The organism is Methylovirgula ligni, assembly GCF_004135935.1.
Taxonomy (GTDB): domain Bacteria; phylum Pseudomonadota; class Alphaproteobacteria; order Rhizobiales; family Beijerinckiaceae; genus Methylovirgula; species Methylovirgula ligni.
Window position 1 is genome coordinate 2,923,385 of sequence record NZ_CP025086.1, and the last position, 22,830, is coordinate 2,946,214.

General features: G+C 62.1%; 20 protein-coding genes. 10 read left to right on the forward strand and 10 right to left on the reverse strand.

Going from position 1 to position 22,830, the window contains the following annotated elements; all coding sequences use genetic code 11:
- Positions 1–134 precede the first annotated feature (134 nt).
- The 5 genes from metG to mazG all read left to right on the forward strand — a co-directional run bounded on the left by metG (position 135) and on the right by mazG (position 5,182).
- A complete protein-coding gene (metG, locus tag CWB41_RS14125) occupies positions 135–1,685 on the forward strand; it encodes a methionine--tRNA ligase (protein ID WP_115837709.1) in 1,551 nt (516 codons plus the stop codon).
- A gap of 6 nt (positions 1,686–1,691) precedes the next feature.
- Entirely contained in the window at positions 1,692–2,480 is a 789-nt protein-coding gene (locus CWB41_RS14130; RefSeq protein ID WP_115837707.1) for a TatD family hydrolase, read from the forward strand.
- Positions 2,477–3,274 carry an MBL fold metallo-hydrolase gene (locus tag CWB41_RS14135; RefSeq protein WP_115837705.1) on the forward strand — a complete coding sequence of 266 codons (798 nt, stop codon included), beginning with the start codon at positions 2,477–2,479 and terminating at the stop codon, positions 3,272–3,274. Before CWB41_RS14130 ends, CWB41_RS14135 begins: the two co-directional genes overlap by 4 nt.
- A 391-nt stretch (positions 3,275–3,665) precedes the next feature.
- Complete coding sequence (locus tag CWB41_RS14140) at positions 3,666–4,319, forward strand: cold-shock protein (RefSeq protein WP_115837703.1); 654 nt, start codon at positions 3,666–3,668, stop codon at positions 4,317–4,319.
- 68 nt (positions 4,320–4,387) lie between these two features.
- Positions 4,388–5,182 (forward strand): nucleoside triphosphate pyrophosphohydrolase, encoded by a 795-nt coding sequence (gene mazG, locus CWB41_RS14145; RefSeq protein ID WP_115837701.1) that lies wholly within the window; start codon positions 4,388–4,390, stop codon positions 5,180–5,182.
- A 9-nt stretch (positions 5,183–5,191) separates the two neighbouring features.
- Here mazG and hflX read toward each other — a convergent pair whose 3' ends face one another.
- The 8 genes from hflX to dusB all read right to left on the reverse strand — a co-directional run bounded on the left by hflX (position 5,192) and on the right by dusB (position 15,361).
- Positions 5,192–6,550 (reverse strand): GTPase HflX, encoded by a 1,359-nt coding sequence (gene hflX, locus CWB41_RS14150; RefSeq protein WP_207206656.1) that lies wholly within the window; start codon positions 6,548–6,550, stop codon positions 5,192–5,194.
- Positions 6,551–6,615: 65 nt separating this feature from the next.
- Positions 6,616–6,870: an RNA chaperone Hfq gene (gene hfq / locus CWB41_RS14155; RefSeq protein ID WP_115837699.1), complete on the reverse strand. Its 255-nt coding sequence runs from the start codon at positions 6,868–6,870 to the stop codon at positions 6,616–6,618.
- A 201-nt stretch (positions 6,871–7,071) separates the two neighbouring features.
- The gene (locus CWB41_RS14160) at positions 7,072–7,932 is read right to left on the reverse strand and encodes a D-amino-acid transaminase (protein ID WP_115837697.1); all 861 of its coding nucleotides are present in this window, start codon (positions 7,930–7,932) and stop codon (positions 7,072–7,074) included.
- Between the two features lie 13 nt (positions 7,933–7,945).
- Positions 7,946–9,316: a nitrogen assimilation response regulator NtrX gene (gene ntrX, locus CWB41_RS14165; RefSeq protein WP_115837695.1), complete on the reverse strand. Its 1,371-nt coding sequence runs from the start codon at positions 9,314–9,316 to the stop codon at positions 7,946–7,948.
- 15 nt (positions 9,317–9,331) lie between these two features.
- Entirely contained in the window at positions 9,332–11,590 is a 2,259-nt protein-coding gene (locus tag CWB41_RS14170; protein WP_115837693.1) for a sensor histidine kinase NtrY-like, read from the reverse strand.
- 161 nt (positions 11,591–11,751) lie between these two features.
- Positions 11,752–13,224, reverse strand: coding sequence for a nitrogen regulation protein NR(I) (ntrC, locus tag CWB41_RS14175; protein WP_115837691.1), 1,473 nt, complete (start codon positions 13,222–13,224; stop codon positions 11,752–11,754).
- 41 nt (positions 13,225–13,265) lie between these two features.
- Positions 13,266–14,429 carry a two-component system sensor histidine kinase NtrB gene (locus tag CWB41_RS14180; protein ID WP_115837689.1) on the reverse strand — a complete coding sequence of 388 codons (1,164 nt, stop codon included), beginning with the start codon at positions 14,427–14,429 and terminating at the stop codon, positions 13,266–13,268.
- Positions 14,426–15,361: a tRNA dihydrouridine synthase DusB gene (gene dusB / locus CWB41_RS14185; protein WP_245411355.1), complete on the reverse strand. Its 936-nt coding sequence runs from the start codon at positions 15,359–15,361 to the stop codon at positions 14,426–14,428. Before dusB ends, CWB41_RS14180 begins: the two co-directional genes overlap by 4 nt.
- Before the next feature lie 245 nt (positions 15,362–15,606).
- Between dusB and CWB41_RS14190 the strand changes: the two genes are divergently transcribed.
- The 3 genes from CWB41_RS14190 to CWB41_RS14200 all read left to right on the forward strand — a co-directional run bounded on the left by CWB41_RS14190 (position 15,607) and on the right by CWB41_RS14200 (position 19,001).
- Positions 15,607–16,803 carry a bifunctional 2-C-methyl-D-erythritol 4-phosphate cytidylyltransferase/2-C-methyl-D-erythritol 2,4-cyclodiphosphate synthase gene (locus CWB41_RS14190; protein WP_115837685.1) on the forward strand — a complete coding sequence of 399 codons (1,197 nt, stop codon included), beginning with the start codon at positions 15,607–15,609 and terminating at the stop codon, positions 16,801–16,803.
- A gap of 47 nt (positions 16,804–16,850) precedes the next feature.
- Positions 16,851–17,489 (forward strand): thiopurine S-methyltransferase, encoded by a 639-nt coding sequence (gene tmpT, locus CWB41_RS14195; RefSeq protein ID WP_115837683.1) that lies wholly within the window; start codon positions 16,851–16,853, stop codon positions 17,487–17,489.
- Positions 17,490–17,915: 426 nt separating this feature from the next.
- Positions 17,916–19,001, forward strand: coding sequence for a DNA sulfur modification protein DndB (locus CWB41_RS14200; RefSeq protein WP_115837681.1), 1,086 nt, complete (start codon positions 17,916–17,918; stop codon positions 18,999–19,001).
- 73 nt (positions 19,002–19,074) lie between these two features.
- Here the strand turns inward: CWB41_RS14200 and cobT are convergent, their stop codons facing one another.
- Positions 19,075–20,112 carry a nicotinate-nucleotide--dimethylbenzimidazole phosphoribosyltransferase gene (gene cobT, locus CWB41_RS14205; protein WP_115837679.1) on the reverse strand — a complete coding sequence of 346 codons (1,038 nt, stop codon included), beginning with the start codon at positions 20,110–20,112 and terminating at the stop codon, positions 19,075–19,077.
- A gap of 90 nt (positions 20,113–20,202) precedes the next feature.
- Here cobT and CWB41_RS14210 point away from each other — a divergent pair, with 90 nt between their 5' ends.
- Complete coding sequence (locus CWB41_RS14210) at positions 20,203–21,618, forward strand: hypothetical protein (protein ID WP_129396511.1); 1,416 nt, start codon at positions 20,203–20,205, stop codon at positions 21,616–21,618.
- 146 nt (positions 21,619–21,764) lie between these two features.
- A complete protein-coding gene (locus CWB41_RS14215) occupies positions 21,765–22,220 on the forward strand; it encodes an Lrp/AsnC family transcriptional regulator (protein ID WP_115837675.1) in 456 nt (151 codons plus the stop codon).
- Between the two features lie 100 nt (positions 22,221–22,320).
- Here CWB41_RS14215 and CWB41_RS14220 read toward each other — a convergent pair whose 3' ends face one another.
- The gene (locus CWB41_RS14220; RefSeq protein WP_115837673.1) at positions 22,321–22,743 is read right to left on the reverse strand and encodes a hypothetical protein; all 423 of its coding nucleotides are present in this window, start codon (positions 22,741–22,743) and stop codon (positions 22,321–22,323) included.
- Positions 22,744–22,830 lie beyond the last annotated feature (87 nt).

Here is a 22,830-nt window from a genome sequence, read left to right on the forward strand (position 1 = left end):
ACGGCCGGAGCGGGATGCGAAAAAGTGGATGCCGGTTTTTCGCACAAATCCCGCTCTAAATTTCGTGAATCGATCACGTTCATGATTTCGCATCGGTTCGATCCGAAATCGTCGTGATCCAGTGAGCTTCGAGCATGGCCAAGCGCCCGACCTTCTACATCACGACCGCGATTCCCTATGCCAATGGCGCACCGCATATCGGCCACGCCTATGAGCGCATCGCGACCGATGCGATCCAGCGGTTCAAGCGGCTCGACGGCTACGACGTCCTGTTCTGCACCGGCATGGACGAACATGGTCAGAAGATGCAGCAGACGGCGGCGCGGGAAGGGATAATCCCGCTTGAGCTCGCCGACCGCACGGCGGCGCAATTCGCGGCCATGGGCGAGGCGCTCGACGCCAGGGCCGATGTGATCGTCCGCACGACGAGCGCAGCGCATCGCGAAGCCTCGCAGGAAATCTGGCGGCGCATGGAAGCCAACGGCGACATTTACCTTTCCAAATATCCGGGGTGGTACTCGGTCCGCGACGAAGCCTTCTTCGACGAATCCGAACTCACCAAAGACGCGGGCGGAAAATATCTCGCGCCGAGCGGCGCGCCGGTCGAATGGGTGGAGGAGGAAAGCTATTATTTCCGCCTCTCCGCCTATCAGGAGAAATTGCTCGCGCATTATCGCGACAATCCCGATTTCGTCGTGCCGGAGACCTATCGCAACGAGATCGTCTCATTCGTCGAGCGCGGGCTGACCGATCTCTCGATCAGCCGCTCGACGTTCGATTGGGGCGTTCCGGTGCCCGGCGATCCGAAGCATGTGATGTATGTGTGGGTCGACGCGCTGACCAATTACATCACCGGCACCGGCTTTCCCTGGGATAAGGACGCGACGCGGAAGAAATTCTGGCCCGCCGACGCGCATGTGATCGGCAAGGACATCACCCGCTTTCACGCGATCTATTGGCCGGCCTTTCTCATGTCGGCCGGGATTGCGGTGCCGAAGCAGATCGTCGTGCACGGCTTTCTGTTCAATCGCGGGGAAAAAATGTCGAAGTCGGTCGGCAATGTCATCAGCCCCGGCGATCTCATCGCGACCTATGGCGTCGATCAACTGCGCTATTTCTTCCTGCGCGAAGTGCCCTTCGGACAGGACGGCAATTATTCGCATGACTCGATCGTCAACCGCATCAATGCCGACCTCGCCAACGATCTCGGCAATCTGGCGCAGCGCTCGCTCTCGATGATCGGCAAGAATTTTGGCGGCCGCCTGCCGCAGCCGGGCGCTTATACGGAAGCGGACGAGGCAATCCTCGCTGCTGCCGACGAACTCGCCGGAAAGACCCGCGCGGCGATGAAGAGCTTCGCCCTGCATACGGTCCTTGCCGACATCTGGCGCGTCGTGGGCGATGCCAACCGCTATTTCGCCGCCGAGGAGCCCTGGACGAAGAAGAAAACCGATCCCGAGCGCATGGGCACGATCCTCTATGTAACGGCGCAGGTTCTGCGCATCGTCGCTCTGCTGACACAGCCCTTCACGCCGCAAGCGGCCGGGCGGCTGCTCGATCTGCTTGCCGTGGCGCCGGAACATCGCGATTTCAGTTTCGCGCGGCAGGCCGACCCGGACGCGCCGGATCGCGCTCTGCCCGAACCTTCGCCGATCTTCCCGCGTTATGTGGAACCGGCGGCGTAACACCAGATGCTGATCGACTCGCATTGCCATCTCGATTTTTCCGACTTCGCGAGCGACCGCGACGGCGTTGTCGCGCGCGCGCGCGCGGCAGGGCTCAAGCGGATGATCACGATCTCGACCCGTGTCGCGAAATTCGCCGAAATCCGCGCCCTGGCGGAAGCCTATGAGGACGTGTTCTGCACCATCGGCACGCATCCGATGAACGCCAAGGAGGAGCAGGTTTCGGTCGAAGAACTCATTGCCTTGGCGCAATATGAGAAATGCGTCGGCATCGGCGAAGCCGGGCTCGACTATCATTACGACGACACGCCGCACGATCTCGCCGCGCAGGTCTTCCGGACGCACATCGCCGCCGCGCGCGAAACCGGCCTGCCGCTCGTCATCCATTCCCGCGATGCCGACGACGACATGGCGAAAATCCTCGAAGAAGAAATGGGGAAGGGCGCTTTCAAGGCCATCTTGCATTGCTTTACGTCGACGCGCAGGCTGGCGGAGGCGGGTGTCGCGCTGGGGCTTTATGTTTCCTTCTCGGGTTTGCTGACCTTCAAGAAATCCGACGAGCTGCGTGCCATCGCCCGCGGCGTGCCAAACGAGCGCCTGCTGGTCGAGACAGACGCGCCCTACCTCGCCCCCGTCCCTTATCGCGGCAAGCGCAATGAGCCGGCCTATGTCGCGGAAACGGCGAAAGTTCTGGCTGAGGTCAAGGGGCTGACGCCCGCCGAACTCGCTGCGATCACCAGCGCCAATGTCCTGCGGCTTTTCACGAAAATGCCGGCGCCGGTGGTGGCCGCGTGAGCCTTGCCATCACCATCCTTGGCTGCGGATCGTCCGCCGGCGTGCCGCGTGTCGGCCAGGGCTGGGGCGCCTGCGATCCCAATAACCCGAAAAATCGCCGCCGCCGCTGCGCGATCTTCGTCGAGCAGACCAATGCCGAAGGCGCCAAGACGCAGGTTCTGATCGACATGGGGCCGGATTTACGCGCCCAATTGCTCGATCTCGGCATCGACCGGCTCGATGCGATCCTGCTGACCCACGCGCACGCCGACCATACGCATGGCATCGATGAAGTTCGCCCGCTGGTCATCATGCACCGGCGGCGGATCGATCTCTATATGGATGCGCCGACCTCGGCCGTCGTGCGCAGCCATTTCGGCTATATTTTCGAGACGCCTGACGGCAGCTATTACCCGCCGCTGCTCAATGACCGGCGGCTGACGCCGGGCGAAGCGGTGACGATCGCAGGGCCGGGCGGCGTGATCAGCTTCACGCCGTTCCGGCTGAGCCACGGCGAGATCGACGCCCTCGGCTTCCGGATCGGCGATATCGCCTATACGCCGGACTTGAACGGCATTCCCGTGGAAAGCGAGCGCTATCTGCGCGGGCTCGATCTGTGGATCGTGGATGCCTTGCGCTATACGCCGCATCCAAGCCATTTCTCAGTCGCGGAAACTCTGGATTGGATCGGGAAATTGCAGCCGCGGCGCGCCATCCTGACCAACCTCCATACCGACGTCGATTTCGAGCAGATCCGGCACAAATTGCCGCCGCATGTCGAGCCGGCCTATGACGGCCTGCGGGTCGAGCGATAAAGAGCTGGACCAGCCAAGCCGTCCGGTGGTCGAAATTACCTGCCATAGTTCCATAATATTGATTATGCGAATCGCAGATATGCAATTCTTTGATTCCAAAACAACTCCCCGCGGCCCACTTCGAAGCCGCTAAGGCATAGCCGAACCGAAATCGAACATTGGGGTCGCAGTTTGACGCAAAAGCGGTAGCCAAGAGGCTGGCACATCTGCTATCAATACCGGAAAGGCGGGACTTTCGGCATTTCTGGATAAAAGTCAGAGCGTACATTGTGAACGGGTGGCGTCGGGCCGCTCGTCTTCAACCGTGTCTGAACTGTCCAAGGGGCGAACGGCCTGCGGCGCGTCGCTTTCGAGCGACCCGTCGGGATTGAAAGTTTAAAATAGGCATCTCATGAGCAAGGGTAAAGAATTCCGCGGGCCGAGGAAACGTGGCTTTGACGATGACGGTCCGTCTCCTTACGATTCCCCCCGTCCCAGCCGGTCCAGACCTTCTTTCGGCGGCGGTGGTTTTGGCGGTCCGGATATTGCGCCGTCGGCGCCTTCGGGCACTCCAGTCGATGCGGTCGTCAAATGGTTCAAGGGTGACAAGGGCTTTGGCTTTGTCGAATTGAGCAATGGCACGGGCGACGCCTTCCTCCATATCGGCGCTTTACAGAATGCCGGCTATGAGACGGTTCCGCCGGGCGCGAAGCTGAAGGTCTACGTCGGCACTGGCGCCAAGGGCGCGCAAGTGACCCGCGTGCTCGAAGTGGACACGGCTGGCGCCGCCGAGCGCGCGCCCGCACCGCGCTTCAACGAGGCGCGGCCGGCGCGCCGTAATCCCGATCCCGCGACCGCGATTCAGGTCAGCGGCACGGTCAAATGGTTCGATGACAACAAGGGCTTCGGTTTCGTTCAGTCGAACGATGGCGGCAAGGATGTCTTCGTCCACATTTCGATCCTCGGCACTTCCGGCGTGCATCATCTCGCCGAAGGTCAAGCGGTGACAATGCGCGTCGTCGATACGCCGAAAGGCCGCGAAGCCTTGTCGATCGCCCTCGCCTGACGTTCCCGTCCGGCTTTACAATTTCCACGGCGCGAGGTTCTGCCTCGCGCCGTTTTCTTTGACCGGCCATGCAGAAATCTCGCGACATCAAAAAGCTCCTCGAGATCATGGCGACGCTGCGCACGCCGCAGACCGGCTGCTCCTGGGACCTGGAACAGACCTTTTCGACCATCGCGCCTTACACGATCGAGGAAGCCTACGAGGTCGCTGATGCGATCGCCCGCGCCGACCTTGCCGATCTCAAGGACGAACTGGGCGATCTGCTGCTTCAGGTCGTTTTCCACGCGCGTATGGCCGAGGAAGAAAAGGCGTTCGATTTCGGCGACGTTGTCGAGGCCATCACCGCCAAGATGATCCGCCGCCATCCGCATATCTTCGGCGACAGGCGCGATCTGTCGACAGACGCGGTCAAGGGTCTTTGGGCCGAGATCAAAGCGCAGGAGAAAGCCGAAAAACCGGCGCGCGAGGAGGGTTTGCTCGGCGAGATCCCTCTTACCCTGCCCGGTCTGACGCGCGCGGTGAAATTGCAGGCCAAGGCCGCCACCGTGGGCTTCGATTGGAACGATGTCCGGCTCGTGCTCGACAAAATCCGTGAAGAGACAGCCGAAATCGAGGCCGCGCTCGACAGCAAAGACGCTTCCGCGATCGCGGCGGAAACCGGCGATCTTCTGTTCGCCGTCGCCAATCTCGCACGCCATATCGGCGCCGATCCGGAGGCGGCGATCCGCGGCACCAATGAAAAATTCATGCGCCGGTTCGCCTATATCGAACGCGAGATCGCACGCGGCGGCAAAAAGCTTGGCGAGGTGAGCCTTGCGGACATGGACGCGCTCTGGAACACCGCCAAAACGCTGGAGAAATAGAGCCCGGCGCTACCCGGCGCGCGCAGCCTTCGGCGCCAGGCGAAAGCGCTGACGCACATTGTCGGCCATGGCCGACGGCACGCTTACAGTAAGGAGCAGCGCGCCGTCGCTCGTCTCGCGGCGGCCCAGCACTTCGGTGTGCTCGTAGAGCCAATGCCGGCCCTGCCCGTCGCCGGCGTCCAGCGCCAGATCAAGCGTGACGCGCTCATTCGCGAGCAGGGATTCGACACGCGCCAGAAGCTCGTCGACGCCCTGCCCGGTCAGGGCCGAGATCAGCACTGGCCGCGCCTTAGACGGCCGCCGCCGCGCCGCATTGAGCAGAACCAGGGCGCGCTCGGCATCGACGACGTCGATTTTGTTCCAGACTTCGAGAACGCGTCCCGGCTGTTCAAAATCAATTCCAAGTTCGGCGAGCACCTTTTCGACATCGGCGCGCTGCGCCTCGCTGTCCTCATGCGCGATATCGCGCACATGAAGGATGACATCCGCCTCCAGAACTTCCTCGAGCGTCGCCTTGAAGGCAGCGATCAACATGGTCGGCAGATCGGAAATGAATCCCACCGTATCGGACAGGATGATCTCGCTGCCGCGCGGCAGCTTGATTGCCCGCAGCGTGGGATCGAGCGTTGCGAACAGCAAATCCTCGGCGAGGACGCCGGCCTGCGTCAGCCGGTTGAACAGCGTCGACTTGCCAGCATTGGTATAGCCAACGAGCGCCACGACCGGATAGGGCACGGCGCGCCGGCTCTTGCGGTGCAGACCGCGGGTTTTCTTGACCTTTTCGAGATCGCGCTCAATCCGGGTGATGCGCTCCTGAATCAGCCGGCGGTCGGTCTCGATTTGCGTCTCGCCGGGGCCGCCCAAAAAGCCGAAACCGCCGCGCTGGCGCTCGAGATGGGTCCACGAGCGCACGAGCCGTGATTTCTGATAATTGAGATGCGCAAGCTCGACCTGCAGCGTGCCTTCGCGCGTCAGCGCACGGCGGCCGAAAATTTCCAGGATCAGCCCGGTGCGGTCGATCACCTTGGCGTCGAAAGCCTTTTCCAGATTGCGCTGCTGAACGGGTGAGAGCGCGCAATCCATGATGACGAGGTCGATCGCCTCGTCCTTCGTCCGTGTGGCGAGCGCCTCGACCTTGCCCTGGCCGAGATAGGTCGCGGGGCGGATCTGCGACAGGCTGACGATCTCCGTGCCGACGACGTCCACATCGATCGCCTCGGCGAGGCCGCGCGCCTCGGCGATCCGCGCCTCGGACGAACGGCTTTCGTCAACCGTCCGGGTGACGGCAGCTTCGGCGCGGCGTTGTTGGCGCGGATTGAGATAAGCCCCGACGACCAGTGCGCGCGTGCGCGCCGTCTTGGTCTCCACGGCGCGGCGCGTTTTGGGCCGCCGCGTCTCCTCCAAGCCAGTTTGCACGTCAGCTTGCCGCTGCGTCACGACCCCGCCGTGGTTTCTTCACCGGGCTCAAACATCTGGATCGGATGGCCCGGCATGATGGTGGAGATCGCATGCTTGTAGACGAGCTGGGAATGACCGTCACGGCGCAACAAGACGCAGAAATTGTCAAACCAGGTCACAACGCCCTGCAGTTTGACGCCGTTGACCAAAAAAATGGTGAGGGGGACTTTGTTCTTCCGGACAAAATTGAGAAATGTGTCCTGCAAATTCTGAGTGCGTTCGGCCGCCATTTTCTTTTTCCAGTTCTTTTTTTAGGGCCGTGGTTTGGCAGAACCCGGCCCGCTCTTTAGACGAAAAGGCAACAAGGTGGACCGGCTGGCAGCTTGGCGTTCCCGCCGATCGCGCGCATTAGACCCATGCGGCGGCAAAGCTGCAAGAGGAACTTTCTCCCACTTGCCGCCAGCCAAATCCTTCCCTAACAGCTTGGCATTTTACGGCGTGGCCTTAGCGAAATTGTGAAATTGCGCCCGCAGGCTCGTCGCCAGCGCGCCGGGCTTACCGTCCCCGATGACAACGTCGTCGATGGCGGCGACGGGCATGACGAGCGTCGTCGCGCCGGTGATGAAGGCCTCGGTCGCCCGCTTCGCCTCTTCGAGGCTAAAGCGGCGCTCTTCAAGCCTGAGGCCCTTCGCAGCGATGAGGTCGAGCAATGTCGTCCGTGTGACCCCCCGCAGGATCGACTGATCGACCTGATGTGTGACGATCGTCTTGTCCGCCGTGACAATCCAGGCGTTGGAGGCCGCCCCTTCGGTCACCATGCCGTCGGCATCGATGAGCCAGGCTTCGTAAGCGCCCTCCTCTTTCGCCGCCTGCCGCGCCAGGACGTTCGGGAGAAGATTTATCGTCTTGATATCAGGCCGCTTCCAACGGATGTCCGGCAGCGAGATGACCTTGATGCCCTTGGCCGCCAGCGCTGTGCCTTTGGCGGGATCGATCGCCTTGGCGGTGACGACAAGGCTCGGCCGCACGGCCGGAACCGGAAAGGCATGATCACGCGGCGCCACCCCCCTTGTGACCTGAACATAGACATAGCCGTCGCGCACCTTGTTGCGGGTCAACACCTCGCGCAACACCAGCGACAGTGCACCCGGCACCAGAGGCTGAGCAATTCGCAATTCGCTCAGCGAGCGCTCCAGCCGGGCGAGATGGCGCGCCTCATCGATCAGGACGCCGGCCCTGACCTCGCAAACCTCGTAGACGCCGTCGCCGAGCTGATAACCGCGATCCTCGATCGAAACGGTCGCCTGGCCCTGCGGCAGATAGCGCCCGTTCACATAAGCAATACGCCCCACCCGACCTGCTCTCTTAATCGATGCCAAGCGACTTCAGCTTGCGATGCAATGCCGAGCGCTCCATTCCAATGAATTCCGCCGTGCGCGAAATATTGCCGCCGAAGCGATTGATCTGCGCGACCAGATATTCGCGCTCGAAAACCTCGCGTGCGTCGCGCAGCGCCAGGCTCATCAGTTTCTCGCCGCCGGAGCCGTTCGGCGTCGAGGGAACGAGCGCGCCGATCTCCGACGGCAGCATGTCCGACGTCAGCTCCGTATTCGGATCGCCGGCCGCGAGAATCATCAGCCGTTCGACATTGTTACGAAGCTGGCGGATGTTGCCGGGCCAATCATGCGATTGCAGCACGGCCATCGCCTCGTCGGCGATTTTGCGCTTGGGCAAGCCCGTCGTCGCCGAGATCTGATCCATGAAGAACTCGATCAGCAGCGGAATGTCCTCGCGGTGCTCGGAGAGCGAAGGCACCCGGATCGGCACCACGGACAGGCGATGGAACAAATCCTCGCGCAGCGCCCCCTCGGCGATAAGACGCGGCAGATCGCGCGAGCTCGACGACAGGATGCGCACATCGACGTTGACACGAGTCGTGCCGTTGACGCGCAGGAAATTCTGATCGACCAGGACACGCAGGATCTTGCCCTGAGTCTCCTTGGGCATGTCGGCGATTTCATCGAGATAGAGCGTGCCGCCGTGCGCCTCCTCCAGCGCGCCGACCTTACGGCTCTGCTGGCCGTCGCGGCTCTCGACACCGAAGAGCTCGATCTCCATCATCTCCGGCGTGATCGTGGCCGAATTGATGACGACGAAAGGGGCGTTGGCGCGCGGCGAGGCATCGTGGATGCTGCGTGCGACAAGCTCCTTGCCGGAACCCGGTGCGCCCGTGATCAGCACACGCGAATTGGCCGGCGCGACCCGCTCGATCACCTGATGCAATTGATGGATGATGCTCGACTTGCCGACAATGCGATTGGCGGCGCCGGTGCGCGAGCGTAATTCGCTCAGCTCCCGCTTCAGCCGCGAGGCTTCGAGCGCACGCTCGGCGACGAGCACCAGCCGGTCGGCCTTGAACGGCTTCTCTATGAAATCATAGGCGCCGACTTTGATCGCGGAAACGGCGGTTTCGATATTGCCGTGGCCGGAGATCATGACGATGGGCAGGCTTGGATGCGCCGTCTTCACCAATTGCAGGAGTTGCAGGCCGTCGAGATGCGAGCCCTGCAACCAGATGTCGAGAAACACGAGGTGCGGGCGCCGCGACTCGATCGCGGCAAGCGCCTCCTCCGCATTCTTCGCGCTGCGTGTGCCGTGCCCTTCATCGGACAGAATGCCCGACACGATGTCACGGATATCAGCCTCGTCGTCGACGATCAGAATGTCACTTGGCATGCAAGTCGAGCCCGTTCATTTGGCGCTTTCAATGACGGCAGACGAATGTTTTTCATCGATAAATTCAACATCGCGGTGCGATGCGTCACCTTTCGGGAAATAAAGCCGGACGCAGGCGCCGCGGCCGCCAGGTGCATCGAGCAATTCAATGCCCCCGCCGTGGTCCTCGAGGATCTTGGCAACAATCGGGAGGCCGAGGCCGGTGCCTTCGGCCCGCGTCGTCATATAGGGCTCAAGCAGGCGGTGCCGATTTTCCTTCGGGAACCCCTTGCCATTGTCAGCCACAAAAATTTCGACAATCCCTTCGGGCGTGACATCCAGCGAAATCGAAATCTTGCCCTTCATCGGCGCGATCTCCTCTTGGGCTAAGATGCCTTCGGTGGCGTTCTTGGTGATATTGGCGACGGCTTGCGACAGCAGCCGGCGGTCGAAATTGGCGATAACCGAAGATTCAGGCATCGCGTCGGTGAATTCGATATCGGGATGGCCGACGCGCATCAAGAAGATAACATGGCGTAGGCATTCCGTCACATCGTCGGGGACAAGCCGCGCGCGCGGCATCCGCGCGAAGGCCGAGAACTCGTCGACCATCCGTTTGATATCGTCCACCTGCCGTATAATCGTGTCGATACATTGGTCGAAGACATCGCGGTCGGTGACGATAAGGCGGCCATACTTGCGCTTCAGCCGCTCCGCCGAAAGCTGGATCGGCGTCAGCGGATTCTTGATCTCATGCGCGATGCGCCGCGCCACATCGGCCCAGGCCGCGGTGCGCTGGGCAGTGACGAGATCAGTGATGTCATCGAGCGTGATGACATAGTTTTTCTCGGCCTGCGCGCCCGATTCCGTCGTCACCACGAGGTTGAATGTGCGCTCGCGTCCGCCGCGATTGACGGAAATCTGGCCGCGCGCCAGCCGCGTGCCGCCAGCCCGCGCCTCGTCAAGCACAGGCGTCACCTCTTGCAACACATCGTCGATGGCCTGCCCGACGGCGCTTCGCCCGTCTTCGTGCGGGATGAGCTTTTCCGCCGACGGATTGACCACCGTGATCAGCCCCCTGGCGTCGACGCCGATAACCGCCACAGGCACGCCCGAGAGGACCGCCTCGGTGAACTGGCGGCGCTCGTCGATCAGATTGCTCGCGGCGATCAACCGGTTCTGTTGCAGGCGAATCTCGGACGTCATCTTGTTGAACGTCTCGCCGAGATGGCCGAGTTCGCCCTCGGAAGGGTTGACCGCGACTTGCGCCTCGAGATTGCCGGAGCCAACCTCGTCGGCGGCGGTGATCAAACGGCGGATCGGCGCAACGAGACCATTGGCGAAGGACAGGCCGACCCAGGTCGCGGCCAGCAGCATCACCAGCGCGATCAGCACATACATCGTCGCGAAGGCGATCTGGATGTTGTGCCGATAAGCATCGAACATATCGTAGAACGTGATAAGCCGCCGGGCCTGCTGACCGAACTCCGAACTGAACGGGCCGACCGGCCGCGCGACGTAAAGATACGTGTTGTCGAACGCCTCCAGCTTTCGCAGCGCGACGAAGGTGCGCCCTTCGTCCAGGATCATGCACAGCGGCTCATTGCGTTGCGCATCGGCAAAATCGTTGGGCTGCGGCTGGACGACCGGCGCGCCCTCCTTGCCGCCGGCAACGACCTTGTCGTCAATCTTGCCGTCGGGATGGATCATCGCCGCCGCGCCGAAGCCGAGCGCCTCGACTCGAGAACCGAAGAATTCGTGGAACAACTGCCGGTCGGATTTAAAAAGCGAGACGCCGCGATCGAGGTCCGAGGCGGTCAATTGCGCCTCGCGCAACAGCACGCGGCACTGGCCCTCCTGAAAGAACTGCGCGGCCTCGCCCGTGCGCAGGATGAAGCCGCGCACGTCGCGCAGAAACGCCGGGTTCAAGCTGCGGTCGAGCGTGATCGAACCGACGAGCGCCATGAGGATGGCCGGCACAATCGCGATGATCGTGAAGAGCCCGACGATACGGACATGCAGCCGCGCGCCGGCCGCCTGAGCCCGCCGCGCCGCGATGATCGACCAGGCTTCGACCATCACGAAGCCGACGAGAGTCAATATGCAAAGGAGATTGATGACAAAGAGGCGCAGAACGACGACATCAGTCGGCGCGATCGGCGTGTAGCCGGCGAAGATCAGGAAGCTGATCAACGCCGCCGCAATCGCCACCACGACCGCCGTGCGGCCGAAGATCAGGCGCATCGGGATTTTGCGCGGCCTCTTCGGGTCGAGCGCACTCGTTGCTTCGCTCATCCAGGTCTCTGCCCAAGCCTATTTGTCGGCCGTACCGACTGGCGTTTCATCCCACGAGGGCGGACGCGTTCTATCACAACCGCTGAACGCCTCAGCGTTGCGTTCGTGTAACGCTGTTGCGGAATTACGACATTTCCGGGGCGATGGAAACCCCGTCCTGCTCAACGTGGCAGGCGCATGAGCTTGATGTCGAGGTCTTTGACCTTTTTGCGTAACGTATTGCGGTTGAGGCCCAAAAGCTCGGCCGCTTTGATCTGATTGCCGCGCGTTGCGGCAAGCACCGCGGAAATCAGGGGATATTCAAGCTCCCGCAAGACCCGATGATAGATGCCGGGCGGCGGCAGGCCATCCCCGTGGGCGCGGAACAATTCGTTCAAATGCCGCTCGACCGCGACCGCCAAAGTGTCGGCGCGCTCGGGATCCTTGGCGCGTTCCTCGCCGCCGCGCTGCGCGAAACCGGAAAGAAACAGCCCCGCTTCCGCCGAGAGTTCAGCATCGATCAGTTGTTCGCTGATCGATTCCTGCGGATAAAGCGCCGCGAGACGGCGCACGAGATTTTCGAGCTCGCGGATATTGCCCGGCCAGCGGTGACGCTTCAGCCGTTCCAGCGCCGGCTGCTCGATATGTTTCAGTGGCAGACCCTCGGCCGCCGCGAGCGAAAAGAAATGGTGGACAAGATCGGGAACGTCTTCGGCCCGTTCGCGCAACGGCGGCAGCCGCAGCGGCACGACGTTCAGCCGGAAGAACAGATCCTCGCGGAAAAGGCCCTGATGGATCAGATTGCGCAGATCCTTATTCGTCGCGGCGATGATGCGGACATTCGCCTTGATGGGTGTACGGCCGCCGACCGTCGTATATTCGCCCTGCTGCAGAACACGTAACAGCCGAGTCTGCGCTTCCATCGGCATGTCGCCGATCTCGTCGAGAAACAGCGTGCCCCCCTCGGCCTGTTCGAAGCGGCCGGCGGAGCGCTGATTGGCGCCGGTGAAGGCGCCCTTCTCGTGGCCGAACAATTCGCTTTCGATCAGATCGCGCGGGATCGCCGCCATGTTGATCGCGACGAAAGGGCCGCTCTTGCGTTTGCCGTAATCGTGCAGGGCGCGAGCGACAAGCTCCTTGCCGGTGCCTGACTCGCCGGTGATCATCACCGTCAGATCGGTCTGCATCAAGCGTGCGAGAACGCGGTAAATCTCCTGCATCGCCGGCGAGCGGCCGACGAGCGGCATGCTTTCCATGTCGTCGGCCGGGTGTTCCGGCCGCGCGCGCGCCTTCGGTTCGCTCAACGCCCGCCCGACAATGCTGACGAGTTCGCGCAGATCGAAGGGCTTCGGCAGGTAATCGTAAGCGCCGCGCTCGGACGCCTTGATCGCGGTCATGAACGTGTTCTGTGCGCTCATGACGATGATCGGCAGATCGGGGCGCAGCTTCTTGATGCGCGGCAGAACCTCGAAGGCATTGTCGTCCGGCATGACGACATCGGTGATGACGAGATCGCCCTCCCCCGCCTGCACCCAGCGCCAGAGCGTGGCGACGTTGCCGGTCGTGCGCACCTCGTAGCCGACGCGTGTCAGCGCCTGGCTCAGCACCGTCCGAATAGCAGCATCGTCGTCGGCGACAAGGATATTGCCTCCCATTGCAGCTTTGCTCCTGAGGGCTCCGGAGAGCCAGTCCTTATCTACGTCTTTTTCGCGCTGCGCCCGTCCAGTGGCGCGAACATCGGCATGAGCACTTTGAATATCGTCCGACGCGGTTGCGACTCGCATTCTATGGTTCCGCCATGATCCCCGATAAGTTTGGCGACCAGTGCAAGTCCGAGGCCACTCCCGGACGTTTTTGTGGTGACGAACGGTTCAAACAAATGCTGCCGTATCTCGGGCGGCACGCCCGGCCCATTGTCACGAACGCAAAATTGCAGCGGCAGATTCACCGAGATGTCGGAATTCGGCAATTTCAGCCGCACGCCCGGCCGGAACGCCGTGGACAGTTCGATCTCGCCGTCGTCCCTCGCCTCGCCGACGGCTTCGGCTGCATTTTTCACGAGGTTGAGGAAAATCTGAATCAGTTGGTCGCGACTGCCGAGCACCGGTGGCAGCGACGGATCGTAGTTCTCGGTGAAGCGGATATGGCGCGCAAACCCCGCCTGAGCGATACGCTTCACATGATCCAGGATCGTGTGGATGTTGACGCTCTCGCGCTCCAGCGGCCGGCTGTCGGAGAAGGCCTCCATTCGATCGACGAGTTTCACGATCCGGTCGGTCTCCGTGCAAATCAGCCGCGTCAAGGCGCGATCGGAATCGTTCGCGCCGATTTCGAGCAATTGCGCCGCACCGCGAATACCCGAGAGAGGATTCTTGATCTCGTGTCCGAGCATGGCCGCCATGCCGGAGACGGACCGCGCCGCGCCGCGATGGGTGAGCTGACGGTCCATCTTCTCCGCCATCGCGCGTTCCTGGATCATCACCACGACGCCCTCATCGAAATCGGACACCGGCGTGACGAAGAGATCGACCAATTTTTCCGTTCCGAGCCGCGGGACGCCGAGATCGACGCGATATTCGGTAATGGCGGAACTTTTCTCCTTTACCTGCGCGACGAGCGCCAGCAAGACCGAGTCACGCGGAAGCAGGTTCGCCAGCGTCTGCTGCAGCAGGATCGAGCGGCTGATGCCGAAGAAAGCTTCGGCCGCGGCATTGGCCTCGATGACGAAGCCGTCGGGCGCGATGGCCAGCACCGGATGCGGCAGCGCGTTCAGCAGTTTCGAAGCATCGCGAAAAGCTTCACCCGCCTTTTGCAGATCGCGCCGGCTGCGTGCGGTTTGAACCGATCTCTTTACGCTCATGCTGCGACCGCGCGCTCCTCAGATTCGAACAGACTTACGAGAAGCGATTCAACTTCCGCCGAATTCTCGCTGACGACAAGGCGGCGACGCAGACCCGCGGAATCCGGGCTTTGCACATAAGCCGCATAAGCCGCCAGATGTTTGCGCGCATGGCGCAGCCCCTGCGCCGCGCCCATGAGCTCCAGCAAGGTGCGATAATGCTCCAGCGCCACGGCACAGCGCGTTGCGGCATCAAGCGGCGCAGACTGCGGCAGCCCCGCCAGATGCCGTGCGACCTCGCCGACGAACCACGGGCGGCCGACTGCGGCACGGCCGATCATCACCGCATCGGCGCCGGATAGCCGTAGCATGTCATCAGCATCCTCAAGGCTTTTGCAATCGCCATTGGCGACGACCGGCAGCGCCGTTGCCTGCTTCACCTGCCGGATCGCCGTCCAGTCTGCATCGCCCTGGTAGAACTGACATCGGCTGCGGCCGTGGACCGTCAGCATCGCGACCCCTTCTGCCTCGGCGCGGCGGGCGAGTTCCGGCGCATTCAACGAGTCGGCATCCCAGCCGAGCCGCATTTTCACCGACACCGGCACTTTGACGGCGCGTACAACCGCGCGAATGAGACCCGCGGCGAGATCGAGATCGCGCATCAGCGCCGAACCCGCAAAACCGCCCGTAACTCGCTTGGCCGGGCAGCCCATGTTGATGTCGATCATCGCCGCCCCCGCAGCTTCGGCGCGACGGGCGCTTTCCGCCATTGTCTCGGGGCGGCAGCCGGCAATCTGCACGACATGATGCGCGATCCCGGTGCCTTCCGCCCGCAAGGCCGCCGCTGGATCGCGATCAAGGTAAAAATCCGCATCAAGCATTTCCGTGACCGTGAGCGCAGCGCCGAGACGTTCCGCCGCGCGGCGCATGCCAAGGTCGGTAACCCCGGCCATGGGGGCGAGAAAAGCGCGCCCGCTTAGCTGAAGGGAACCGACAGCAAAATCGGAGGTCGATTTGCCTACAATTTGGTCACTTTGTATCATGCTTATACTTTAGTCAAATTCCACTATAGACAATTGGTGCAGCGCGGCAACAACGACTTGGGCGTCAAGCCTAAGTTTTGGCGTCACATTGACGACGGCGGCGAAAAGCGACAGGACAGCGGCCCGTCCCTTCACTGGAAACCCGACCAGCGCCCATGAGTGAAACGTCCGATCTCGCAATTCTGGTTGTGGCGGCGGGACGCGGCACGCGGGCGGGAGGCGGCCTACCCAAACAATATCGGCCCGTCGCAGGCAAGCCCTTATTGACCCATACGGTTTTAGCCCTGCTCCAGGGCGCGCCCGGGGCGCGGCTGCTGGCCGCGATCCACCCCGACGATGCGGCGCTCTACAAAGCGGCACTTGGCGATCTCCCGGAGGAGTCACACGCCCGCCTGCTCCCGCCGGCCCTCGGCGGCGAGACGCGGCAGATCAGCGTCAAAAACGGACTCGAAGCCCTGGCCCGGCACGGCGCGCCGCAGATCGTTCTGATCCACGATGGCGCGCGGCCCTTTCCGAACCGGGCGCTGATCGACCGGGCACAATCGGCCGCGCGCGCGCATGGCGCCGCCGTGCCGGGGCTTGCGTTGACCGACACGGTCAAGCAAATCGACACGCAGGGCCGCATCGTCGCCACACCGCCGCGCGAAAGCCTGCGCACGGTGCAGACGCCGCAAGCGTTCCGATTCGACCTCATCCTCGCAGCTCATCGCAAGGCCGCGGAAGCCGGGCAAGCCGGCCTTACCGACGACGCGGCGATCGCGGAATGGGCCGGGCATCCCGTTTATGTTTTCGAAGGCGAGCAGACCAATATGAAGATCACCAATGCGCAGGATTTTGCCGTGGCCGAAGCCAAACTCATCCGCGCGCTCGAAGATGTACGGACGGGCCAGGGCTATGATGTCCACGCCTTCGGACCCGGCGATCATGTCTGGCTCGGCGGCGTTAAGGTTCCGCACGATCAGGGCCTCGTCGGCCATTCCGACGCCGACGTGCTGAGCCATGCGATCACCGACGCGATCTACGGCGCGCTGGGCGACGGCGATATCGGCAGCCATTTCCCGCCGTCCGATCCGCAATGGCGCGGCGCCGCCTCGTCGATCTTCCTCGCCGCCGCTGTCGAGCATCTGCGCAAATGCGGCGGGATGCTGGCGCACGTCGATGCGACGCTCGTCTGCGAGCGGCCGAAGATCGGTCCGCACCGCGAGGCGATCCGCAAGAATCTCGCGGAGATCATGAGCGTGTCGCTCGACCGCGTGGCCGTGAAGGCCACGACATCGGAGAAGCTCGGCTTCACCGGCCGCGAGGAAGGCATGGCCGCGCTGGCCATCGCCACGGTGCGGTTGCCGCTTTAGCTTTTTAATCGCGATGCCTTACGAAGGATTATGCAGGGCGGCAGATTATGGATGCGCAGTTCTGGCACAACAAATGGCAGCGGGGTGAGATCGGCTTCCATCAGACCGACGCCAATCCGCTGCTCTCGCGCAATCTGCCAGCTCTAGGCCTAGCGCAGGGCGCGCGCTTGTTCCTCCCCTTGTGCGGCAAGACACGCGATATCCATTGGTTGCTCGCCGGCGGTTTCCAGGTCGTCGGTGTCGAACTGAGTCCACTCGCCGTCGAACAACTGTTCGCCGAACTCGGCATCGTGCCGCGCGTTTCGACGGCTGGCGCGCTGCGACGACACGAAGCAGATGGTCTCACAATCTTCGCGGGAGACATTTTTGCGCTCGATCGCGACGCCTTGGGCCGCGTCGATGCCATCTACGATCGTGCGGCGCTCGTTGCGCTGCCCGGGGCGACGCGGACACTTTATGCCGCTCATCTCCTGGCCATTACCAACCGTGCACCGCAGTTCGTGATCACCTTTGATTATGATCAGTCGCGCATGGATGGGCCGCCCTTCAGCGTGAACGAGGCCGAGATGCGAGGGAACTACGAGAACGCCTATCGCCTCAGCAGCGTCGAAAGCAGCGATATTCCCGGCGGCCTCAAGGGCTTCTGCCCTGCACGGGAAACTCTCTGGCTTCTTGAGCCGCGCTAGAGGGCGGCTGAGGGCCATAAAGTTCACCGCGCCCTCGGCTTCACCGGCTGCGTGGAAGGCATGGCCGCGCCGGCGATTGCGACGGTAAGGCTGCCGCTTTAAAATGCAACGCTAGCACTCTCTTCACTCGGGTCGCAGTTCAAATCTTTCCTCGTGCGCCTATTAACTCATTGATTCTACAATGCCGCTTTGCCGGCGATTTTGGCCGCCTGCCTATGGCTCGATCCTAACCGTCGCCATTTCCCAAGCGCATAGCCCGACTAAATGAACTTTAGAGCTCGTTATTTTTCTATCCAGAGCTCGTTATTTTTTTATCTAGAGCTCTTGACTTAAATCTTACGCTGTGGCCTAAGCCTCGTATGAGCTCTGGACAATAAATGAGCGAGTTGTTCGCTCAGGCCAAACGAGCTCTAATGGAGAAGTAAAATGTCAAACTTTGAAGGTTTGGAGATTCGGGTCCCGGCAATGCGCGGCAAAATGGGATCCCGCACGTTCTACTCGGTGCTCATGCCGATGAGTGGCGTTCCGCAGTTCTTTAAGTTCACGAACTGGGCTGGTATCAGCCCAGAGGACCGCGAGCAGCGCGTTCTCAATGACAAGCGCGTCCCGGACCTAGCCGGCTACATTAGCGAAAACGAGGAGGATTATCTCTTTTCCTCCATCACGGCGTCCTACAAGTCGGAACCTCGCTTCGAACCTTATGTGCAGGGTTCAAATATTGGGATGCTCATCCTTCAGCTCGGCGACGAATTCATCATCAATGACGGTCAGCATCGCTGCGCTGGTATTGTGCGTGCACTCGAAAGCGGCGTTCCGATTGCCAAGGACACCATTTCGGTCCTGCTGTTCCCGTGGGAGAATACCGAGCGAGTGCAACAGATGTTCTCGGACCTGAATCGCTTTGTACAGAAGACATCAAAATCTCTCGACATCCTCTACGACAAGCGTGACGAACATGCGGCCGCGACGCTCGGCATGATTGACAGGCTGCCTGTATTCAGAGAGCTCACGGACAAGGAGAACGTCTCGCTGGGTGTTAAATCGACCAAACTGTTCACATTAGCCGCACTTTATGATGCCAATGTCGAACTTCTTAAGGGTCGAGGAAAGAACGATACAGACGCTAACATTGCATTGCTGGTGGACTATTGGAAGGCCGTCGCTCAGCACATGCCTGATTGGACGAAAGTCCTGAAAGGTCAAAAACTTGCGCTCGAATTACGGCAAGAAAAGATTTCTTCGCATTCTACCGTTTTGCGTGCCCTCGGCGGTCTCGGCCTCGACCTTCTCACAGGAGACGGATGGCAGGGGAAGCTTGCTGCCCTCGAAGCTATCGATTGGGGTAAGAGAAATTCCGAATGGGAGGGCGTGTGTATGTCCGCCAATTCGGTCCTCTCGAACCGTCAGTCTCGTGCCGCTACGAAGGCCTTTATCAAGGCGAAGTTGGGCATGCCGCTGAGCGATAGCGAAGCACGGTCGCTGCCGCAACCAATCACGGTTGCTGCCGAATAATTCCCACCACAAAAGGGCGGCTTCGGCCGCCCTTTTCCACTCGCACCGAAAAGCCACACCCGCGTATAGCCAATTAGCTCCCGCTCTTCCCCGCGACCTGCGCCTCAGCAAACGTCGCCATGCCCGTGTGACAGGCAAGCGCCGCTTTGACTAAGCCCGCGGCCATCGCCGCGCCGCTCGCTTCGCCGAGCCGCATGCCGAGATCAAGTAGCGGCCGCTTGCCGAGGCGCGCCAGCACATTGGCATGCGCGCCATCGGCCGATTGATGTCCGGCGAGACAATGCGCGATAAGCTCCGGATCCTGCGCGTGAAGCACCGCCGCAGCCGCGCAGGCGACATAGCCATCGAGCAGAATCGGGATGCCGGCACGCCGCGCGGCGACGATCGCCCCGGCCATCGCCGCGATCTCGCGTCCGCCCAGCCGGCGCAGCACTTCCAGCGGCTGCGAAAGATGCGCGCCATGCGCCGCCAGCGCGGCATCGATGGCCGCGATCTTGCGCGCGAGGCCGGCATCATCGACGCCCGTGCCGCGCCCCGCCCAATAGGCTGGGAGTCCGCCATAAAGCGCCGCATAGATCGCCGCGGCGCTCGTCGTATTGCCGATGCCCATTTCGCCGATGGCGACGAGATCGGCATTTGCGGGGACGGCGGCCATACCCCGGGCGAAATGCGCGGTGGCCTCCGCCTCGCTCATCGCCGGAGCACGGGTGAAATCCTCCGTCGCCGTCGCAAGATCGAGCGGGACGACCTTCAGATCGAGGGCGAAGGCTTTGCAGATCTGGTTGATCGCGGCGCCGCCGGAGGCGAAATTATCGACCATCGCCTGCGTGACCGACGGCGGATAGGCCGAGACGCCTTGCGCCACGACGCCGTGATTACCGGCGAAAATCAGCACCAGCGGGTGCTCCAGCGCCGGCATCTCGCGCCCCTGCCAGCGGGCCAGGAATTCGGCGATTTCTTCCAGACGGCCGAGGGAGCCCTGCGGCTTGGTCAATTCGGCCTGGCGTGCCCGCGCTGCGGCGGCGCTCGCCTCGGCGGGCGGGGGCAGATCGCGCAACAGGTAAAGAAGATCGGGAAAGGACCTGGGCGGTCCGGGAGGCAAGGAAGTCATAAGCCTTACTGAATAGGCTTGCATCCCCGGGCGCAACCCTTGCGCCCATCACAATGATCGTGGAGCGCCGTGCTCAACGCCCGGATCGACATGAGGCCGAAGACGCGCGCTACGCCGAATGGCGTGGCGATCGCGGTCGCGGGTCTGACTGTCCTCGGCCTGCTGCTGCGGCTTGCCTGCGCGCACGGCGATCTCTGGCTCGATGAAATCTGGTCGCTGCGCAACCTGCAGCACCTCAAGAATGCCGGCGATATTCTCTGGCGCCTGCCGAACGACAACAACCACCTTCTCAACTCGCTCTGGTTGTGGCTCGTCGGCCCGGCTGCACCGACGGTTCTCGCCCGGCTGGAATCGATCGCCGTCGGCACGCTCACCATTCCCGTCGCAGCGAAATTTTGCGGACGCAGCGGCCCGGCGGCGGCTCTCACCGGCGCGGGCCTCGCCGCGGGCGGGGCGATCTTCGTTCAATATGGCTCGGAAGCGCGCGGCTACGCCGGTCTGCTGCTGATGATCTTCGTCGCCGCCGAGGCGCTCGAAAACATTCTCGAAGACTCGACGCCGCGCACACGGCTCGCCTTTGCCGGCGCGGTCGCGCTCGGGGCGCTGTTTCATCTGACGATGCTCGCCGCCGCCGCAACGCTGATCGCCGCGGCGGTGCTGCGGCTCGCCTATCGGGGACGGCCGCCGCGCGAAATCCTGATCGCCGGGCTCGATCTCGCACTGCTCGGTTTTCTCGGCGCCCTGCCTGCGCTCGGGCTTCTCGCGGCGAGCGTTCTCAATGCGCATCTGCTGCAGGAAGGTGCGCTCACGCCCTTCAGCCTCGCGGCGCTCGGCCATAGTCTCACGACGCTTTACGCGGCAACGCTCGGCCTCCCCTACGATCTGGCGCTGCCGCTCGCGCTGCTTGCCTGTGCGGGGCTGACCTTGGCCGCAGTCGTCCTGATCGCGTCCGAACGGCTGATCCTGCCGCTCACCTGTTTGCTGCTGCCGCCGTTGGTAGCAACGCTCGTACAGGCACCGAACGTCCAATATGCGCGGTTCTTTCTCGTCGGCGTGCTCGGGCTCGTCATCCTCGCCAGCGATGTCATCGCCAGATTGTGGGACGCACGGCGCCTGCTCGGCGTCTTTCTATTGGTGTTTCTTATGGCCTTGGGAAATTGCATTCACGTCGGGGAATTGTTCGTCTTCGGCCGTGGCAATATCCGGCCGCTCGTTGCGCGTATGGAAAGCCACGGCCCCGCCCGCTTCGCCACCAACATGCCGGTCGAGGTCTGGGTGAGCCTGAACTTCTACGACCCGCGCGGGATGCTCAGCGAGGTGCAGGCTCAGGATTGGTGCAGCCGGCCGCCGGATTGGTTCGTCCTCAGCGACCAGCCTGCCGCCGAGGCTTCGACGGCGACGTTCGGTCCGCCGCAATGCCGTACCCGCTACGCCCTCGACATGGTTATCCCGCGGGCCCCGCTCTCCGGCCTCCGGTTTGCGCTTTATCGGCGCGCGATCCCCTAATCGCCTCCCGCCGCCGCGCCCAAAATCTTGCCAAATCGCAAAATCACGCGGATTTTCGCCTGTCATGGGCTATATTTCTATTAAATTTATGTAGTAAGTAGACTCTGGAAGGATTATCCTTACGGCCGCTGGGGTGGAGAATATTTATGGACGCGACCGACCGAAAAATTCTGCAAATCGTGCAGACGGACTCGAGCTTGTCGATTGCCGCGATCGCGGCCAAGGTGGGATTGTCGCAGACGCCCTGCTGGAAACGCATCCAAAAGCTTGAAGCAGAGGGCGTCATCCGCCGCCGCATCGCCCTGCTCGACCCGCAGAAACTTGGACTCGGCATCACAGTTTTCGTGACCATCGAGGTCGGCGAACATGCGCACGACAAGCTCGATCAATTTGCCCGGACGATCTCGGCGATGGACGAAGTGCTCGATCTCTACCGCATGGCGGGAGATGTCGATTATCTGCTCAAGGTGATCGTCTCCGACACCAAAAGCTTCGATGCGTTTTACAAGCGCTTGATCGAAACGCTGCCGCTGAAGAAGGTGACGTCCCGCTTCGCGCTTGAAAGCATCAAGGCCGAGACAGCCCTGCCGATCCACGTCTGAAGTGCTCATCGGCCAGACGAGTCATCTGGCCGATGAGAAATCGCGTCAATTCAGGATGTCAGGTTGCCGCATACTGGCAACCCGCCTTCACAACGATCGCTCAATAAGCGACCGGCGGCGGCGCGCCGAAAGCCGACCCGACGACATAGAACGGAAATTCCACAGCCTGTGCGATCACGTGAACCGGAGCGCCGATGAAGATCAGCGGGTTGGTCGCGGGGTCTCCATAGGCCGGGAACACCGTATTCACGGCACGGAACGGAAAGCTCACCGCAGTGGCCGCGATATAGTTCGGGCCGGTGATCACCGGCGCGGGGCCGTGCCAGGGGTCTGGCGCCGCCGCGACAGCGGCATAGTGACGATGATGCTTGGTGACCGTCAGGGGGCGATCGTCATAGGCCGCGTGATAGTGGTGATGGTGATGATGATAGTATTCGTGCGCCTGCGCGGCGGAAGCCCCATAGAGGGCAGCAGCGGCGGTGGCACCAAGGCCAACGGCTAATTTCAGGAACTTGGACTGCATCAAAAACTCCCCTTGGTCAGATGGAGAGCCCTGAACGCCGAATGCGGTAACAAAGAGGCCACCTTGTGGAAGCCCCTTCACTATCGC

Excerpts from the sequence above, each read along its gene's own strand:
- CWB41_RS14220 (WP_115837673.1), bottom strand. The coding sequence starts at position 22,743 with ATGCAGTCCAAGTTCCTGAAATTAGCCGTTGGCCTTGGTGCCACCGCC.
- tmpT (WP_115837683.1), top strand. The coding sequence starts at position 16,851 with ATGGATGCGCAGTTCTGGCACAACAAATGGCAGCGGGGTGAGATCGGC.
- CWB41_RS14140 (WP_115837703.1), top strand. The coding sequence starts at position 3,666 with ATGAGCAAGGGTAAAGAATTCCGCGGGCCGAGGAAACGTGGCTTTGAC.
- ntrC (WP_115837691.1), bottom strand. The coding sequence starts at position 13,224 with ATGGGAGGCAATATCCTTGTCGCCGACGACGATGCTGCTATTCGGACG.
- CWB41_RS14190 (WP_115837685.1), top strand. The coding sequence starts at position 15,607 with ATGAGTGAAACGTCCGATCTCGCAATTCTGGTTGTGGCGGCGGGACGC.
- CWB41_RS14210 (WP_129396511.1), top strand. The coding sequence starts at position 20,203 with ATGAGGCCGAAGACGCGCGCTACGCCGAATGGCGTGGCGATCGCGGTC.
- ntrX (WP_115837695.1), bottom strand. The coding sequence starts at position 9,316 with ATGCCAAGTGACATTCTGATCGTCGACGACGAGGCTGATATCCGTGAC.
- mazG (WP_115837701.1), top strand. The coding sequence starts at position 4,388 with ATGCAGAAATCTCGCGACATCAAAAAGCTCCTCGAGATCATGGCGACG.
- CWB41_RS14130 (WP_115837707.1), top strand. The coding sequence starts at position 1,692 with ATGCTGATCGACTCGCATTGCCATCTCGATTTTTCCGACTTCGCGAGC.
- dusB (WP_245411355.1), bottom strand. The coding sequence starts at position 15,361 with ATGGCCGGGGTTACCGACCTTGGCATGCGCCGCGCGGCGGAACGTCTC.
- hfq (WP_115837699.1), bottom strand. The coding sequence starts at position 6,870 with ATGGCGGCCGAACGCACTCAGAATTTGCAGGACACATTTCTCAATTTT.
- CWB41_RS14170 (WP_115837693.1), bottom strand. The coding sequence starts at position 11,590 with ATGAGCGAAGCAACGAGTGCGCTCGACCCGAAGAGGCCGCGCAAAATC.
- CWB41_RS14200 (WP_115837681.1), top strand. The coding sequence starts at position 17,916 with ATGTCAAACTTTGAAGGTTTGGAGATTCGGGTCCCGGCAATGCGCGGC.
- CWB41_RS14180 (WP_115837689.1), bottom strand. The coding sequence starts at position 14,429 with ATGAGCGTAAAGAGATCGGTTCAAACCGCACGCAGCCGGCGCGATCTG.
- metG (WP_115837709.1), top strand. The coding sequence starts at position 135 with ATGGCCAAGCGCCCGACCTTCTACATCACGACCGCGATTCCCTATGCC.
- CWB41_RS14215 (WP_115837675.1), top strand. The coding sequence starts at position 21,765 with ATGGACGCGACCGACCGAAAAATTCTGCAAATCGTGCAGACGGACTCG.
- cobT (WP_115837679.1), bottom strand. The coding sequence starts at position 20,112 with ATGACTTCCTTGCCTCCCGGACCGCCCAGGTCCTTTCCCGATCTTCTT.